This window comes from Photorhabdus sp. RW14-46, from assembly GCF_963887965.1.
In the GTDB taxonomy this organism is placed as follows: Bacteria; Pseudomonadota; Gammaproteobacteria; order Enterobacterales; family Enterobacteriaceae; genus Photorhabdus; species Photorhabdus laumondii.
On record NZ_CAWPHH010000007.1, the window covers coordinates 61,230 to 77,501 of the forward strand.

At 45.4% G+C, this 16,272-nt stretch carries 14 protein-coding genes; 6 read left to right on the forward strand and 8 right to left on the reverse strand.

Annotation, left to right across the window (positions count from 1 at the left end; genetic code table 11):
- Window positions 1–209 precede the first annotated feature (209 nt).
- From kdpE to AACQ38_RS08120, 7 genes are all read right to left on the reverse strand, one after another.
- A complete protein-coding gene (kdpE, locus tag AACQ38_RS08090; protein ID WP_191214880.1) occupies window positions 210–902 on the reverse strand; it encodes a two-component system response regulator KdpE in 693 nt (230 codons plus the stop codon).
- Window positions 899–3,592, reverse strand: a complete 2,694-nt coding sequence (gene kdpD, locus AACQ38_RS08095) for a two-component system sensor histidine kinase KdpD (RefSeq protein WP_165577865.1) — start codon at window positions 3,590–3,592, stop codon at window positions 899–901. The genes kdpE and kdpD overlap by 4 nt, the downstream gene beginning before the upstream one ends.
- Window positions 3,593–3,600: 8 nt before the next feature.
- Entirely contained in the window at window positions 3,601–4,182 is a 582-nt protein-coding gene (gene kdpC / locus AACQ38_RS08100) for a potassium-transporting ATPase subunit KdpC (RefSeq protein WP_165577866.1), read from the reverse strand.
- Window positions 4,183–4,193: 11 nt separating this feature from the next.
- On the reverse strand, window positions 4,194–6,260 hold the full coding sequence (gene kdpB, locus AACQ38_RS08105) for a potassium-transporting ATPase subunit KdpB (protein ID WP_165577867.1): 2,067 nt from the start codon (window positions 6,258–6,260) through the stop codon (window positions 4,194–4,196).
- Window positions 6,261–6,280: 20 nt separating this feature from the next.
- On the reverse strand, window positions 6,281–7,987 hold the full coding sequence (gene kdpA / locus AACQ38_RS08110; protein ID WP_165577868.1) for a potassium-transporting ATPase subunit KdpA: 1,707 nt from the start codon (window positions 7,985–7,987) through the stop codon (window positions 6,281–6,283).
- On the reverse strand, window positions 7,887–8,306 hold the full coding sequence (locus AACQ38_RS08115; RefSeq protein WP_242685538.1) for a hypothetical protein: 420 nt from the start codon (window positions 8,304–8,306) through the stop codon (window positions 7,887–7,889). Before AACQ38_RS08115 ends, kdpA begins: the two co-directional genes overlap by 101 nt.
- A gap of 165 nt (window positions 8,307–8,471) precedes the next feature.
- Window positions 8,472–8,852 (reverse strand): hypothetical protein, encoded by a 381-nt coding sequence (locus AACQ38_RS08120; RefSeq protein ID WP_165577869.1) that lies wholly within the window; start codon window positions 8,850–8,852, stop codon window positions 8,472–8,474.
- A 518-nt stretch (window positions 8,853–9,370) separates the two neighbouring features.
- Here AACQ38_RS08120 and AACQ38_RS08125 point away from each other — a divergent pair.
- Complete coding sequence (locus AACQ38_RS08125) at window positions 9,371–9,580, forward strand: YbfA family protein (RefSeq protein ID WP_011145728.1); 210 nt, start codon at window positions 9,371–9,373, stop codon at window positions 9,578–9,580.
- Window positions 9,581–9,646: 66 nt separating this feature from the next.
- The gene (locus tag AACQ38_RS08130) at window positions 9,647–10,390 is read left to right on the forward strand and encodes a type 2 GTP cyclohydrolase I (RefSeq protein ID WP_011145729.1); all 744 of its coding nucleotides are present in this window, start codon (window positions 9,647–9,649) and stop codon (window positions 10,388–10,390) included.
- 352 nt (window positions 10,391–10,742) lie between these two features.
- On the opposite strand, the gene AACQ38_RS08135 is transcribed toward AACQ38_RS08130, so the two are convergent.
- Entirely contained in the window at window positions 10,743–12,026 is a 1,284-nt protein-coding gene (locus AACQ38_RS08135; protein ID WP_011145730.1) for a citrate synthase, read from the reverse strand.
- 870 nt (window positions 12,027–12,896) lie between these two features.
- Between AACQ38_RS08135 and sdhC the strand changes: the two genes are divergently transcribed.
- The 4 genes from sdhC to AACQ38_RS08155 are packed head-to-tail and all read left to right on the forward strand — an operon-like array spanning window position 12,897 to window position 16,147.
- The gene (gene sdhC, locus AACQ38_RS08140) at window positions 12,897–13,286 is read left to right on the forward strand and encodes a succinate dehydrogenase cytochrome b556 subunit (RefSeq protein ID WP_058589169.1); all 390 of its coding nucleotides are present in this window, start codon (window positions 12,897–12,899) and stop codon (window positions 13,284–13,286) included.
- The gene (gene sdhD / locus AACQ38_RS08145) at window positions 13,280–13,627 is read left to right on the forward strand and encodes a succinate dehydrogenase membrane anchor subunit (RefSeq protein ID WP_011145732.1); all 348 of its coding nucleotides are present in this window, start codon (window positions 13,280–13,282) and stop codon (window positions 13,625–13,627) included. Before sdhC ends, sdhD begins: the two co-directional genes overlap by 7 nt.
- Complete coding sequence (sdhA, locus tag AACQ38_RS08150) at window positions 13,628–15,394, forward strand: succinate dehydrogenase flavoprotein subunit (RefSeq protein WP_011145733.1); 1,767 nt, start codon at window positions 13,628–13,630, stop codon at window positions 15,392–15,394.
- Window positions 15,395–15,430: 36 nt separating this feature from the next.
- Entirely contained in the window at window positions 15,431–16,147 is a 717-nt protein-coding gene (locus AACQ38_RS08155; RefSeq protein ID WP_011145734.1) for a succinate dehydrogenase iron-sulfur subunit, read from the forward strand.
- Window positions 16,148–16,272: the final 125 nt, after the last annotated feature.

Here is a 16,272-nt window from a genome sequence, read left to right on the forward strand (position 1 = left end):
TTGGGGGAATTTATTTCCCCTTTATTAATTTAAAATATTCCCACCTCGCGATCTATATATTTGTTCAAATGTTGTCGTTATTGTGAGTTTGAACACCAGTAAATAGCAGCTAATATGCACCGAAAAACGCAATACATAAATGCAGGTTTGCGATATTTCAAACTCAAGTTGCTGCAACTAGAATCTTGTGACTTAGCGGCGGGGGCAAGTTAAGGCATAAACCGATAACCAATGCCGGTTTCAGTCAATAAATGTTTTGGTCTGGTTGGGTCGGTTTCTAATTTTTGTCGTAAATGCCCCATATAAATCCGTAAATAATGGTTGTGTTCAACATAATTAGGGCCCCAAACTTGGTTGAGTAATTGGCGTTGGGTGAGTACTTTACCGCTATTCGCTAATAATTCACCGAGTAACCGGAATTCAATCGGGGTGAGATGCAGTTCTTCATCGTTTTTAGTGATTCGGCGGTTAACCAGATCGACAACTACATCAGAAAAATGAACGATCGATTCTTCTTTATTAGTTCTGGCAAAGCGGCGTAAGGCAACCCGGACTCTTGCTAATAGCTCACTGATGCCAAAGGGTTTACTCAGGTAGTCATCAGCGCCGACATCCAAGGCCGCAACTTTATCCGCTTCTTTATCACGGGCAGAGAGAACAATAACGGGAATTGCGCTCCATTGGCGTAGATCACGGATCAAATTAATACCGTCACCATCCGGCAATCCCAAATCAAGAATAATTAAGTCAGGCTTACGGGTTCCCGCTTCAATCAGGCCCCATTTCAGCGTATCACTGTCAAATACGCGATAGCCTTCACCTTCCAACGCTAGCCGGACAAAGCGTCGGATCTCTTTTTCATCTTCAATAATCAAAATGGTGTTATTGTTGGTAATAATCACATCTCCTCAGTAATAATTTCTGGCGGTTTCTCTAACGGTAGAACAAAGTGAAAACTTGCTCCACCTTTTTCGTTATTGCTCGCCCAAATCTTTCCTTGGTGAATTTCAATAATTGCCCGGCAAATTGCCAATCCAAGGCCCACGCCGGGAATAGCAGATTCTTTACGAGCGCGGGAGAATTTATCGAAAATTAACTGTTCTTGTTCCGGCGGAATGCCTTTACCCGCATCCCAAACTTCAATATGAATTTGATTTTTTTCTGTTGTTGCTTTAATACCTAATGGTATTTGCTCATCGGTATATTTAATTGCGTTTTCCAACAGGTTGATAAATACCCGCTCCAGTAAACTGGCATCACAATGCAACAGTAAATCAGATGGCAGGGAAACCGCGACGGGATGACGGTTGAGTGCATATTCCAGCGAACGCAAGGTACTGCCGACGATCTCTTCCAGCGATTGCCATTCCAGATTGAGCTGAATGCCTCCCGATTGGATACGCGCCATGTCCAGTAAGTTATTAACCAGACGGGAAGTGCTGAGAATTTGTTGACGAATCTGATTCACCTGTTTGGTGTGTGGAGAACCTTCGGCAGATAAATCCAGCATCAGGATTTCCGCTTGCCCGAACAGGACGGTTAGCGGTGTACGTAAGTCGTGAGACAGGGCCGCCAGAAGTGAGTTACGTAACTGTTCCCTTTCTGTATCCAATTTGGCGGATTCTGCCCGGCGCGAGAGTTGTAATCTTTCCAGCGCATTGGCGATCAGGCCGGTAAATGTTTGCAGTAATCGCTGTTGTTCAGGGATCAGTAACTGGCGCAAGTAGGAGGGCTCAATAGCCAATACCGCCAGTATCTGAGAAGGTGTGGCGATAGGCTGTAGTTGGTAAGGTACGCTAGGTAGCGTATCGGTTCCCGCTCCGGCCGGCAGATTTTTATCAAAACTCCATTTTGCAATGGCATCGTCAATCAGCATATGACCGCCATTATTGGTCGTCAGTTGATATAAATTGCCATCGTCGTTGGGTAAAAAGAGGCCAGTTTTAGCTTGAAAACTATTGGTAAGAAAGTGGTAGCTGGTGCGGGCAATATCTTCTTCATTCAGCGCTCGGCTCAGTTCACGGGTCATTTCATAGAGATTGCGGGTTCGTTGTTCGCGGTAACGGGCAATTCGCGCCTGATATCTCATTCCTGCTGTTAAGTTTCCGACGACGACGCCCACTATCAGCATGACACTAAAAGTCAGCAGGTACTGCATATCGGTAACAGCAAGAGACCAATGAGGCTGTACAAAGAAGATATCGAAACTAATGACATTAATAAAAGCAGCAAAGATTGATGGTCGGCGTCCGTAAAATAGCGCAATGACGACGACGCCAAGCAGGTAAAGCGTGACAAGATTGGCTTTATCAAGGGTCAGTAAAAACGTTCGGGAGAACAAGGTGATAAGTGTACAGAGCGCAATCGCGATCAGGCAGCCCTGAATCTGTACTCGCCATTTTTCACTCACAGAGCGGTTGTCTTGTTCTTTATCCCAGTGGCTGCGTTCTTCTAATGCGACAATCACCAGATCCAAATCTGGCCCTAGTTTCCCTAGTCGGTCAGCAAAACCTGAACGCCATTGCCAGCCAAACAGTTTCTGTTTGGATGTACAGCGGCGGCCTATCAGAATCTTGCCGAGGTTATGTTCTCTGGCATAACGTAATACCGCTTTTTCTTTGTTTGGATCAGAAAGCGTCGCGGTTTCAGCCCCCAATTCATGCGCTAATCTGAGCGCTTTTAAGATAGAGCGCCGTTTACCTTCGGGTAGTTGGTACAGTTTTGGGGTTTCAACGTAGATTGCATGCCAGATACAGCCTAATCGGGCCGCAAGGCGAGCGGCAGTGCGGATGAGCTTTTCATTACCTGAGCTGTTACCAATGCATAGTAGAAGATTATCACGGGTATGCCAGACCGGTTCATGCCCTTGTGTGTCGCGGAAAGCACGCATTTGATCATCAACCCGATCAGCCGTCCGGCGCAAAGCCAGTTCCCGCAATGCAATCAAATTACCTTTGCGAAAAAAATGTTCAATAGCACGTTCTGCCTGGCTAGGAATATAGACTTTACCTTCATTGAGCCGCTGGCGCAGATCATCCGGGGGCAGATCAACTAAGACAATTTCATTCGCTTGATCAAAGATATGATCAGGAATGGTTTCCCTGACCCGGATACCGGTAATATCCCCCACAACATCATTGAGGCTTTCCAGATGCTGAACGTTGATGGTAGTCAGTACATCTATGCCAGCTTCAAGCAGTTCTTCAACGTCTTGCCAGCGTTTGGGATGACGGTTGGTGTGAGGATTACTGAATGCCAACTCATCCATCAAAATGATGGCCGGGTGGCGGGCAATGGCAGCATCAAGATCAAAGACGCTGATTTTGCGCCGTCGGTAGTAGATCTGCTTCAGTGGCAGTTGTGGCAGACCATCAAGTAAAGCGGCAGTTCCTTGCCGCTCATGGGTTTCTACCACGCCGATAACCACATCCAGTCCTTGAGCACGCAATCTTTGCGCTTCCTGCAACATGGCATAGGTTTTTCCGACGCCAGCGCAGGCACCGAAAAATATCTTTAATTTACCGCGCTGTTTCTCATTAACCAGTGTTAGTAATTCATCAGGGTCAGGGCGCTGTGGTTCGTGTTGATCCATATTCAGCCTTACTGTTTTTTCTCTGGTAAATTATCAAGGGCAAGATTAAGTTTTAACACATTAATTACGGGCTCACCGAGGAATTCCGATGGGGGTGGCTCAATATTATCCCTGATTAATTGTTTTATCACTTTAATCGGTAAATGGCGTGCATCAGCGACTCTCTGTGCTTGAAAGTCAGCGGCGGCGGGTGAAATGTGAGGATCAAGACCGCTTGCGGATGCGGTGACCAGATCAACCGGCACAGGTATATCAGGTTGACGATTAAATTGACGCAGTTGTTCAACTCTGCGTTTGATTTCATCATCCAATATCGGGTTGGTAGTCGCTAAATTACTGCCGCCAGAGGACAGGGTGTTATAGGGATAATCTACGGTAGCAGAAGGGCGACCCTGAAAATAGATCGCTTTAGTAAAGGGTTGACCAATCAGCTCAGAGCCAACGGTTTGACCATCTTGTTTAACCATAGAACCTTGGGCTTGATAAGGAAACATCAGTTCTGACAAACCTGTTGCCAGCAATGGATAAGCTACGCCGGTAATCAGTGTCAGAAATATCAACAACACAACAGAAGAACGTAACCAAATCATTTTCATCACCTTTATTTAAGTATCAGCAAAGTCAGCAACAGATCTATCAGTTTGATGCCGATGAAAGGCGCTATCAGACCACCGAGACCATAAATCCACAGGTTGCGGCGTAAAAGCGCTGATGCATTCATTGGGCGGTAGCTCACGCCTTTTAGCGCTAGCGGGATCAAGAAAACAATAATCAGTGCATTAAAGATAACGGTCGATAAAACCGCCGAAGTAGGCGAGTGCAGGTGCATGATATTCAAGATATTTAATTGTGGGTAAGTGACGGCAAATGCCGCGGGGATAATGGCAAAATATTTTGCGATATCATTGGCGATACTGAATGTGGTCAGAGAGCCGCGTGTCATCAACATCTGTTTACCAATATGGACAACTTCAATCAGTTTGGTTGGGTTGGAATCCAGATCCACCATATTGCCGGCTTCTTTGGCTGCTTGAGTGCCTGAATTCATAGCAACGGCAACATCGGCTTGAGCAAGAGCAGGGGCATCATTAGTGCCATCACCTGTCATGGCAACCAGACGGCCTTCGGATTGATATTGGCGGATCAGGGCTAGTTTGGCTTCGGGGGTAGCTTCCGCCAGAAAGTCATCAACTCCAGCTTCTGCGGCAATCGCAGCCGCGGTCAGACGATTATCGCCGGTAATCATAACGGTTTTGATTCCCATACGGCGCATTTCACTGAATCGCTCTTTAATGCCGCCTTTGACGATATCTTTTAGCGCGACAACGCCCAGTACCTGTTGATTTTCTGCGACAACCAGCGGAGTACCGCCTTTCCGCGCCACGGTCTGTACCAAAATTTCCACGGCTTCAGGGAATTTTCCGTGATTGGCTTCAATATGGCGGCGGATTGCATCGACAGCGCCTTTGCGGATCATGAGGTTTTCCACATTAACACCACTCATTCGAGTCATGGCAGAGAAAGGCACAAAAGTTGCGTTCAGTGAGCGCAGATCACGTTCACGCAGATTGAATCGCTGTTTTGCCAGAATGACAATGCTGCGGCCTTCTGGTGTTTCATCGGCTAAAGAAGAGAGTTGGGCGGCATCTGCCAGCCGCTGTTCTGTTATGCCAGGCACGGGCAGAAACTGAGAGGCTTGGCGATTTCCCAAAGTGATGGTGCCGGTTTTATCCAGTAGCAGCACATCCACATCACCCGCGGCTTCAACGGCGCGTCCGCTGGTGGCAATAACATTCGCACTTAGCATGCGGCTCATGCCTGCGACACCAATGGCAGAAAGTAAACCGCCAATAGTGGTAGGAATAAGACAGACTAATAACGCTATCAATACCGTGACAGTGATAGGTTGGCCAGAATGGTTAATCTCCACGCTGAATATTGAAAATGGCAGCAGAGTGACACACACCAATAGAAAAATAATTGTCAGCGCTGTCAACAGGATAGTCAGTGCGATCTCGTTTGGGGTTTTACGACGTTTAGCCCCTTCCACCATTGAAATCATGCGGTCAAGAAACGTTTCACCGGGATTAACTGAACATTCGACCACCAGCCAGTCAGATAGTACATGGGTGCCGCCGGTCACAGAGGAAAAATCACCGCCAGATTCGCGAATAACGGGGGCAGATTCTCCGGTGATGGCACTTTCGTCAACAGAAGCGCCACCTTCGATAACTTCACCATCGCAAGGGATGGTTTCACCGGCTTCAATAATGACGATATCCCCTTTGCGTAGGCTGTCAGAAGGGACTTTCTCTCTGGAACCATTACGATTGGCTGAGTGTAGTTTAGTTGCCCAACTGGTTTTTCTTACCCCTTTAAGGCTGGCCGCCTGAGCTTTGCTTCTGCCTTCTGCCAGCGCTTCGGCAAAGTTAGCGAATAGCACGGTAAACCATAGCCATAAGGCGATGCTACCGGTGAACAAAGCATTTCCCTTAAATTGACCCGCTAACATGGCAATCCATAAAATGGTGGTTAATCCACTGCCTAGATAGACGACAAACATCACTGGGTTGCGCCATTGTGCAGCAGGATGACATTTTTTGACTGAATCCATCAGGGCATTACGAATCAAAACGGGTTCGAATAATGTCTGTTGCTTGTTGGTCATGGTATTCCTCTCTTTGGCGCTTACCGAGCCATTAGCCAGATTTGTAAATGTTCAATGACCGGGCCAAGGATAAGAGCCGGAATAAAAGTCAACGCACCGATTAGCATGATGGTTAAAATTAATAGACTGATAAACAGTGGGCCATAGGTGGGCAGTGTACCGTTGCTGGCAGGCTGGCGTTTTTTTACGGCCAACGAGCCGGCAATAGCAAGTACTGGCAGGATCATGCCAAAGCGACCCAAAAATAGGATGATGGCTAGCAACAAGTTGTAGAACATGTTGTTGGTATTGAGGCCGGCGAAAGCACTGCCATTATTGTTGGCAGTGGAGGAGAGGGCATAGAGCACTTCACTGAAACCGTGAGCGCCGGGGTTCAGAATACCGGCGCGTCCACTGGCAGTGGATATGGTAAGTGCCGTTCCTAAAAGAGCCAGTGTCGGGGTAACCAGAATCGCCAGTGCCACCATTTTCATCTCGAATACTTCGATTTTCTTACCGAGATATTCAGGCGCACGGCCTATCATTAAACCGGCGATAAAAACGGTTAGCAGAACGAACAGTAACATACCATATAAACCAGAACCCACACCGCCAAACACGACTTCGCCAATTTGTATCAACCACATTGGGATCATGCCGCCAAGCGCAGTGAAAGAATCATGCATGGCATTGACTGCGCCACAGGAAGCGGCGGTGGTTACGACGGCATAAATGGAGGTTGCGAGGATGCCAAAGCGATTCTCTTTACCTTCCATATTGATATTACTGTTGGCACCTAACAGACTGAAATGGAGATTCCCTTTCAGTTCGGCATACATGACGCCTACGGTGGCAATGACGAAGATGATGCTCATTGCCCACAATAGAGTGTGCCCTTGACGGTTATCACCAACCACTTGCCCAAAGGCAAAACAGAGTGCACAAGGGATCAAGAAGATAGACAATATTTGAATGAAGTTGCTGATAGTAGTTGGATTTTCAAAGGGGTGTGATGAGTTAGCCCCAAAGAATCCACCACCATTGGTTCCCAATAACTTGATGGCTTCCTGTGAAGCGACCGGGCCCATCGGGATCAATTGCGGTTGGCCTTCAATGGTATGAGCTAATTGATACGGCTCGAAATTCTGAATCACGCCCTGACTGACAAAAACTAGAGCGATAACCATAGACAGCGGTAATAGCAGATAAAGTGTGATACGTGTGATATCAACCCAAGCGTTTCCTGCGGTGTTGACACCGTGACGGGAAAATGTGCGTATCAACGCAAATGCCACCGCAATACCGGTCGCGGCAGAAAGAAAGTTCTGCACGGTTAGACCTGTCATTTGGCTAAAGTAACTTAGTGTGTTTTCTCCACTGTATGCCTGCCAATCGGTATTGGTGATAAAGCTGATGGCTGTATTCAGCGCCAGGTCCCATTTGAGCCCGGGGAAATGTTCAGGATTAAGGGGGAGGGCGTGTTGTGTGACTAAAAGCGTGAATAGCAGTAATAGTCCGGTTAGATTAAAAATAGTGATAGCTAATGCATATTGCCACCAGTTCATTTCTTTGACTGTGCCGCCAGGTTTCTGTAAGCCACAGCAACGCCAAAGGCCAGACTCTATTTTTGTTAGCCAGCGTGGAATATCACCGTCGATCAGGTTGGCGATAACGTTTCCAAGTGGTTTTGCCAGCATCAGTAGAATCAGTAAAAAACTGGTGATCAATAAAAAAGCGGATGCTGCCATTTAAAAATCCTCCGCATGAAGTAGCGCATAAATCAGATAAGCCAATAACAGGGCTACTAATAACGTGCCGGAAATGAAGAATATGCTCACTGCTTAATCTCCTGAAAACTTGGATGAATAAATACCCGTTATCTTTCAAGTTGCCTCTTTGTTGGCTGCACTCACTCACCCCAGTCACATAGTTATCTATGCTCCCGGGGATTCGCTCCCTTGCCGTCGCGATCCATCTTGAAATCCATTGGGTAAAGATTAGGGAAGGAGATGCAAAGAAGCTGATAAAAGAGTGAGGGGATGTGTAAAAAAAGTATAAAAATGACAATAAAAGGAAGCCAAAGTCATTAGGGGGTTTTAAGGCTTTTAGCCAAAGCCTGTAACTGTTTTTGGTCCATCATTTCACTTGTTTTAGTTGATAAATCAAATATGGCAAAAACAGGTAATTATACAAGCTTATGATTAGGATTTAACAAAAAGCCATAGCTTTTCATCAACTTAAAGCGTTGACTATTTCTTCAAATGTTATATTCGAATCTATTGCCTGATAGAAACCATTTTCGACATGTATTGGCGTAACTATATTGGTGTTTTTCAATATTGGTTTATTATTAAAGAAAACAGATAGTTTTTTTCCTACGTTTTGCTTTATAAAAAGATTAAATGGTTTGCTACAATCAGAGTTATTTTTTACTTTGATGAAAATGGAATAGTAATTATCTCCTTTTTCCGGGAAAATTTCCTCTATACATAATGGAGTCAAATGAAAAGTTTCACCATTTGTTTTATAGTCAATAGAAAAAGCGTGTTTTTTGGAGACGCAGCCTGAAATATTTGTTATTAATATCAATAATATAACAGTTAATGCTTTCATCTTTCCTCCTATTATAGTTAATTCACAAGTATTCTGGAAAAACAGCATGGTGCAAAGGATGGCATCATTTTTCCGTGCTCATATAATAATTATCAATGAAAATTTTCATATTGGCAATCCTTGTTCTATTGCCAGAATCAAAAGGATATTTTCACATGGCTATTTCGTTAATTTCTTTATTTTTTTCAATAAGAATTATCTATTGAGTCTAGTTCTTTTCCTAAAGCAAAGTGAAATCGATGATTATAGGAATAGGATCAAGGATCATGAAAAAATTGACTCTGATTATCGTTGATCCCATTTTTACCAACTGTTAATAAAATGTTTGTAATATTACATTTTTATCATATTTTATGTAATAAAATTACATAAAATAGAAAATATAGCGACAATAACGGCTTAAAAGTGGTCTGATAAGTGGTAAATTTTCATTTTTTGCGATAAAATTTTAAACAATTTACAGATTGATTATTTTTAAGATCCTGCGGAAAAGTGGGATCATTTTAAGGAGGACTAATATGTCTTCATATCGTGAGTATCCTTGGTATCAAGTTCTTTTACGCCGTATTGGCGCTGTCACTTTCGGTATCCTGGCGTTTCCGGTTATGTTGTTTCGTCGTGATCGCGCCCGTTTTTACAGTTATTTGTATCGTGTATGGGTAAAAACCAGCGATAAGCCCGTATGGTTAAAACAGTCAGAGCAGGTTTTGGCAATCAAAAGTAGCTGACAACTGACAATTGGCGGCAGGTAACGGTATATTATTGTCATACAATCAATACACAGGACAAATATGATGCGTAATATTGAGCTGGAAAATGTCATTAACCAAGAGCTGAATGTTGGTGATTTTCAGGATTATGCCCCCAATGGTTTACAAGTTGAGGGGCGTGCTCATATTCAGCGAATTGTTACTGGTGTGACCGCTTGTCAGGCTTTATTGGATGAAGCGGTTCGCCTTCAGGCTGATGCTGTTATCGTCCATCATGGCTATTTCTGGAAAAATGAGCCGGCAGTGATTCGTGGTATGAAACGTAATCGCCTGAAAACGCTGCTCTGTAATGATATCAATTTATATGGTTATCATCTGCCCCTTGATGCCCATCCATCATTGGGAAATAACGTGCAATTGGCCCGTCTGATTAATGCGAAAGTGGTCGGGTTGGTTGAGCCATTCGTGCCGCATGGGGAATTTGAACAGCCAATAACACCGGTGGAGTTAGCTGCACGTATCGAACAGGCGCTGGGTCGCAAAGCGTTGTATGTCGGTGACAATGCACCCGCAGAGATTCGCAAGCTTGCTTGGTGTACCGGCGGTGGTCAGAGTTTTATTCAACAGGCGGCGGAATTTGGTGTTGATGCTTTTATTACCGGTGAAGTGTCAGAGCAGACGGTTCATATCGCCCGCGAAATGGGGCTGCATTTTTATGCGGCGGGTCATCATGCCACCGAACGTTATGGTATTAAGGCGTTGGGGGAGTGGTTGGCTGGTCATTATGGTCTGGATGTCACTTTTATCGATATTCCAAACCCGGTTTAATCACGTTTTCCTAAGACGGAAATAAACGAAGCCCACCAACGGCGGGCTTCAAAGCTTTTGACAGACTTTTCATAACTAACGTTTTTTTGTCAATAACGTTATTCTATCCGATTCATAGAGCTGTGAATTTTGATCTTGGTGATCTCGCTACACACGCAAATAGAGGCTACGTTTGATAATTTAGAGAGTAAGTCGCTTGTACCTACTCTTGGATAACGAGCATACATAAGGAAGGTGATGAGATCAATTTTGACGGTGCTTTAAGCCGTACTCACCGAATAATCTTTCCAATTAAATAAAGCCCTAACGATTAAGTTAGAGCTCTGCCTTCTATCGTAATGGGATTTTATTATTATTTTTCAAGCTGGCTATCGAAATCACGTTTTGTGTAGCCGGTATAGAGTTGACGTGGGCGAGCGATTTTCACGCCACCATCATGCATTTCATTCCAGTGAGCGATCCAGCCGATAGTACGGGCAATGGCGAAAATAACAGTGAACATAGTGGATGGAATACCCATTGCTTTCAGGATAATGCCGGAGTAGAAATCCACGTTCGGATACAGTTTTTTCTCAATAAAATAAGGATCGTGCAGAGCGATACGTTCAAGTTCCATAGCAACTTCCAGCAGGCTGTCATTCAGGCCGAGTTCATCTAGCACTTCATGGCAGGTTTCACGCATGACGGTTGCACGAGGATCATAGTTTTTGTAAACGCGATGACCAAATCCCATCAGACGGAAAGCATCATTTTTATCTTTGGCGCGTTTAATGAATTCCGGAATATGTTCAACTGACTGAATTTCTTCCAACATACGCAGACAAGCTTCGTTTGCGCCGCCATGAGCGGGGCCCCAAAGAGAAGCGATACCTGCGGCAATACAGGCAAATGGGTTAGCGCCAGAAGAACCTGCGGTACGTACTGTTGAGGTAGATGCATTTTGTTCATGGTCCGCATGTAGGATAAAGATGCGATCCATAGCGCGTTCCAGTACTGGGTTCACTTTATACTCTTCACACGGCGTAGCGAACATCATGTTTAGGAAGTTGCCTGCATAGGAGAGATCATTGCGTGGATAAACGAATGGTTGACCGATAGAGTATTTGTAGCACATGGCGGCCACTGTCGGCATTTTTGACAGCAGGCGGTAGGCGGTAATGTCACGGTGACGTGGATTGTTCACGTCCAGAGCATCATGATAGAAAGCAGCCAGAGCGCCAGTAACACCACACAGTACGGCCATAGGATGCGAATCACGGCGGAAACCGTTGAACAGGCGATGGATCTGTTCGTGAATCATGGTGTGGCGGGTAATGGTTTTTTTGAATTTATCAAACTGTTCTTGTGTTGGTGTTTCACCATACAGCAGGATATAGCAGACTTCCAGATAAGTGGATTTTGTCGCTAGCTGGTCGATAGGGAAACCACGGTGCAGCAATACACCTTCGTTACCATCAATGTAAGTGATCTTGGATTCGCAAGATGCTGTGGAAGTAAAACCAGGATCGTAGGTATAGAAACCTTGGGAGCCGAGAGTACGAACGTCGATGACTTTGGACCCAAGGGTCGGTGTGAGCACGTCCAATTCAATAGCAACTGAACCGTCTGGGGCTAGAGTTGCTTTGTTATCTGCCATTACAGTCTCCTTAGCGCTTTCATTTTTATAACTCTTAACAACCACGGCAGAAAGACACCGTATAGAGTCTATCTTGTCAGGCTATTTTATCGACTATTCTTTGTCATCAAGAACGGGCTTGGACAGTGCTCTGACAAAAGCGGTCACTTTTGAATGCACTTTGGTGTGGCCAGCGCCGGTGAGCGATTTGTGGGTGAATCGCCTCTTACAGATTGTGCGCATACTCCGGTTGCTGTGCAATCTGTGTTCCCAATTTATTGACAAGAATGGTCTATACCTATGATGCCTGGTGGAATAGGTTCTTATACTGTGTCCCCTGACACTGTACTACCGGGGAAAAGCTGAAATCAGGCCAATATCACATTTAAGGCTGAAATCTCACCCCGGACGACAATGGTTTTCAGGTTGTTAGCGAATTTTTGAGAGTTATGTTTTATGCATTGACTACAAAAATGATTATGATTCGTGCGGACTACACAGTTACATAACTTTAGCTTTTCTTGAGGTCTTTCCTCTTACCAAAAATCAATCTCAAAAGTGTTTTCAACCATATATGTAAGATAAATGTTTAAAGTTTGTCAAACAAGATAATTAATTTTGTGCAATATGTTTGAATCGTGATCTTAATCACTGTTCAGTGGAAATGTAGCTAATCATATTGTGTTGGAATTGTAATAATAATGTGAAGCACATATACTGCCGCCAGGTCTCCGGATTACCCTGCTGTAGGAGCACCCAGCGTAACTAAATCACAACACTTTTTTAATCATGAAGGATCTATCGTTTGATTAAATGTTGTGTCTTTGTATCCTCTTATCGCTGTCTGATTTCCGCCCAGGTCCGGAGGAAGGAAAATAATAAAAGAGCTGTGTGGGCAAAATTGTGAAAAAACAAAGACCTGTCAACCTTGATTTGCAGACGATACACTTTCCAGTCTCTGCAATAGTCTCGATCTTGCACCGTGTCTCCGGCGTCATTACTTTCGTAGCAGTAGGAATTCTCCTCTGGTTGTTAGGAATGTCTCTCTCCTCGCAAGAAGGGTTTCAGCAAGCCGCCGATATTATGACGGGATTTTTCGCTAAGTTTATTGTGTGGGGCATTCTGACTGCACTGGCTTACCATATCTGTGGTGGTGTCCGCCACATGCTGATGGATTTCGGCTACTTGGAAGAAAACTTAGCGGTTGGTAGTCTCTCTGCCAAAGTGGCAATCGGGATTGCTGTTATTCTGTCGATTCTGGCTGGAGTACTGGTATGGTAAGTAACGCATCTGCATTGGGTCGCACGGGTATCCATGATTGGCTATTATTGCGCGCGTCCGCAATGATTATTGTTTTATATGTTCTTTATATGCTGGGCTTTATCGTTACAACGCCGGATATCACTTATGAAGTCTGGCGGGGTTTCTTCGCCTCATCCATCACTAAAGTCTTCACTGTGCTGACACTGTTTTCCATTCTGGCTCACGCCTGGATTGGTATGTGGCAAGTACTCACTGACTATGTAAAGCCGCTGGCACTGCGTTTAATGCTGCAATTAGCGATTATCGTTGCACTGATGGCTTACTTGATTTACGGAACAATTGTGGTGTGGGGGGTATAGATGAAACTGCCAGTAAGAGAGTTTGATGCAGTCGTTATTGGTGCAGGTGGCGCTGGCATGCGCGCTGCGCTACAAATTTCACAAATGGGATTATCCTGTGCTTTGATTTCCAAAGTATTCCCAACCCGTTCTCATACTGTATCTGCGCAGGGGGGGATCACCGTTGCGTTGGGTAACTCTCATGACGATAACTGGGAATGGCACATGTATGACACGGTGAAAGGCTCCGACTATATCGGTGATCAGGATGCGATTGAGTACATGTGTAAGACCGGGCCCGAGGCCATTCTGGAACTGGAACACATGGGGTTGCCATTTTCGCGTTTGGATGACGGTCGTATTTATCAACGTCCATTCGGTGGCCAGTCAAAAAACTTTGGTGGTGAACAGGCTGCACGTACCGCTGCGGCGGCAGACCGTACCGGTCATGCCCTGTTGCATACGCTGTATCAGCAGAACTTAAAAAATCACACCACTATTTTTTCTGAATGGTATTCGTTGGATCTGGTTAAAAATCAGGATGGCACTATTGTTGGTTGTACTGCGATCTCTATTGAAACCGGTGAAGTGGTTTATTTCAAAGCGAAGGCAACGATTCTGGCAACGGGTGGTGCCGGTCGTATTTATCAATCAACCACTAACGCCCACATTAACACCGGTGATGGTGTAGGTATGGCGCTGCGTGCGGGTGTACCTGTACAGGATATGGAAATGTGGCAATTCCACCCAACCGGTATTGCCGGAGCAGGTGTTCTGGTAACAGAAGGCTGCCGTGGTGAAGGTGGTTATTTGCTGAATAAAGATGGCGAGCGCTTTATGGAGCGTTACGCGCCAAATGCTAAAGATCTGGCTGGTCGTGATGTCGTGGCACGTTCCATTATGATCGAAATCCGCGAAGGCCGTGGTTGTGAAGGTCCTTGGGGTCCTCATGCCAAGCTGAAATTGGATCATTTGGGCAAAGAGGTGCTGGAATCTCGTCTGCCGGGCATTCTTGAGTTATCCCGTACTTTCGCCCACGTTGACCCAGTAAAAGAACCTATCCCGGTTATTCCAACTTGCCACTATATGATGGGAGGAATCCCAACTAAAGTGACCGGTCAGGCTCTGATGGTTAACGAAAACGGTGAAGATGTGGTTATTCCGGGTCTGTTTGCTGTCGGTGAAATTGCCTGTGTATCGGTTCATGGCGCAAACCGTTTGGGGGGGAACTCGCTGTTGGACTTAGTGGTGTTTGGCCGTTCTGCCGGTTTGCACCTGAAAGAATCGTTGATGGAACAAGGGACTAGCCGCGAAGCCAGCGAATCGGATATTGAAATATCTTTGCAACGTCTGAACCGTTGGAATAGTACCCGTACGGGTGAAGATCCGGTTAAAATTCGTAAAGATTTGCAAGCGTGTATGCAGAACAACTTCTCGGTATTCCGTGAAGGTGATGCAATGGCGAAAGGGCTGGAGGAACTTAAAGTTATCCGTGAACGCTTGAAGAGTGCGCGTCTGGATGATACTTCCTCAGAGTTCAATACTCAGAGAATTGAGTGTCTGGAGCTTGATAACCTGATGGAGACGGCATTTTCTACGGCTGCTGCTGCTAATTTCCGTACTGAAAGCCGTGGTGCTCACAGCCGTTTCGACTATCCGGACCGTGATGATGCGAACTGGTTATGTCATACCCTCTATCTACCGCAAACTGAGACCATGACTCGTCGTGATGTCAACATGCAGCCAAAGCTGCGTGAAGCATTCCCGCCGAAAGCGCGTACTTACTAATGAGTTGCTGGTAATCCAGTTGCGGAGGAATAGATTATGAAACTTGAATTTTCGATTTATCGTTACAACCCGGATGTTGACAGCGCTCCTCATATGCAGGATTACACGCTGGAAGCAGAAGAAGGGCGTGACATGATGTTGCTGGATGCGTTAATCCAGCTTAAAGAACAGGACCCAACACTCTCTTTCCGTCGTTCTTGCCGTGAAGGTGTTTGTGGTTCCGACGGCCTCAACATGAATGGTAAAAATGGTCTGGCTTGTATTACGCCTGTTTCGGCTTTGCGGCGTGGTAGCAAGAAAATTGTTATCCGTCCGTTGCCCGGTTTGCCGGTTATTCGTGATCTGGTGGTCGATATGGGGCAATTCTATGCGCAATATGAGAAGATTCGCCCATATTTGCTGAATGACGGTAAAAACCCGCCGGCACGTGAACATTTACAATCACCTGCACAGAGGGAAAAACTCGATGGTCTGTACGAGTGTATTCTGTGTGCTTGTTGTTCAACTTCCTGTCCGTCATTCTGGTGGAATCCTGATAAATTTATCGGGCCTGCGGGTTTACTGGCAGCATATCGCTTCCTGATTGACAGTCGTGATACTGAAACGGCTTCACGATTAGATAAGCTGAATGATGCTTTCAGTGTTTTCCGCTGCCATAGCATCATGAATTGTGTCAGTGTGTGCCCTAAGGGGTTGAATCCAACAAAAGCTATAGGCCATATTAAGTCTATGTTGCTAAAGCATAGTGCGTAATAGGTCCTGCCCTCCGCGAGATTTTCTCCGTGGAGGGCACAAAGAATTGAAGAGTATGAGTTGCCAACTGCTAATGATGACAAAAGCTTGAAGTGAGGAACCTTTAAAAACGGTTAGGCGGTTTT

What these genes read in the sequence shown, in the direction of transcription:
- kdpD (WP_165577865.1), bottom strand. Translation starts at nt 3,592, where the DNA reads ATGGATCAACACGAACCACAGCGCCCTGACCCTGATGAATTACTAACA.
- kdpC (WP_165577866.1), bottom strand. Translation starts at nt 4,182, where the DNA reads ATGATTTGGTTACGTTCTTCTGTTGTGTTGTTGATATTTCTGACACTG.
- kdpB (WP_165577867.1), bottom strand. Translation starts at nt 6,260, where the DNA reads ATGACCAACAAGCAACAGACATTATTCGAACCCGTTTTGATTCGTAAT.
- kdpA (WP_165577868.1), bottom strand. Translation starts at nt 7,987, where the DNA reads ATGGCAGCATCCGCTTTTTTATTGATCACCAGTTTTTTACTGATTCTA.
- AACQ38_RS08120 (WP_165577869.1), bottom strand. Translation starts at nt 8,852, where the DNA reads ATGAAAGCATTAACTGTTATATTATTGATATTAATAACAAATATTTCA.
- AACQ38_RS08125 (WP_011145728.1), top strand. Translation starts at nt 9,371, where the DNA reads ATGTCTTCATATCGTGAGTATCCTTGGTATCAAGTTCTTTTACGCCGT.
- AACQ38_RS08130 (WP_011145729.1), top strand. Translation starts at nt 9,647, where the DNA reads ATGCGTAATATTGAGCTGGAAAATGTCATTAACCAAGAGCTGAATGTT.
- AACQ38_RS08135 (WP_011145730.1), bottom strand. Translation starts at nt 12,026, where the DNA reads ATGGCAGATAACAAAGCAACTCTAGCCCCAGACGGTTCAGTTGCTATT.
- sdhD (WP_011145732.1), top strand. Translation starts at nt 13,280, where the DNA reads ATGGTAAGTAACGCATCTGCATTGGGTCGCACGGGTATCCATGATTGG.
- sdhA (WP_011145733.1), top strand. Translation starts at nt 13,628, where the DNA reads ATGAAACTGCCAGTAAGAGAGTTTGATGCAGTCGTTATTGGTGCAGGT.
- AACQ38_RS08155 (WP_011145734.1), top strand. Translation starts at nt 15,431, where the DNA reads ATGAAACTTGAATTTTCGATTTATCGTTACAACCCGGATGTTGACAGC.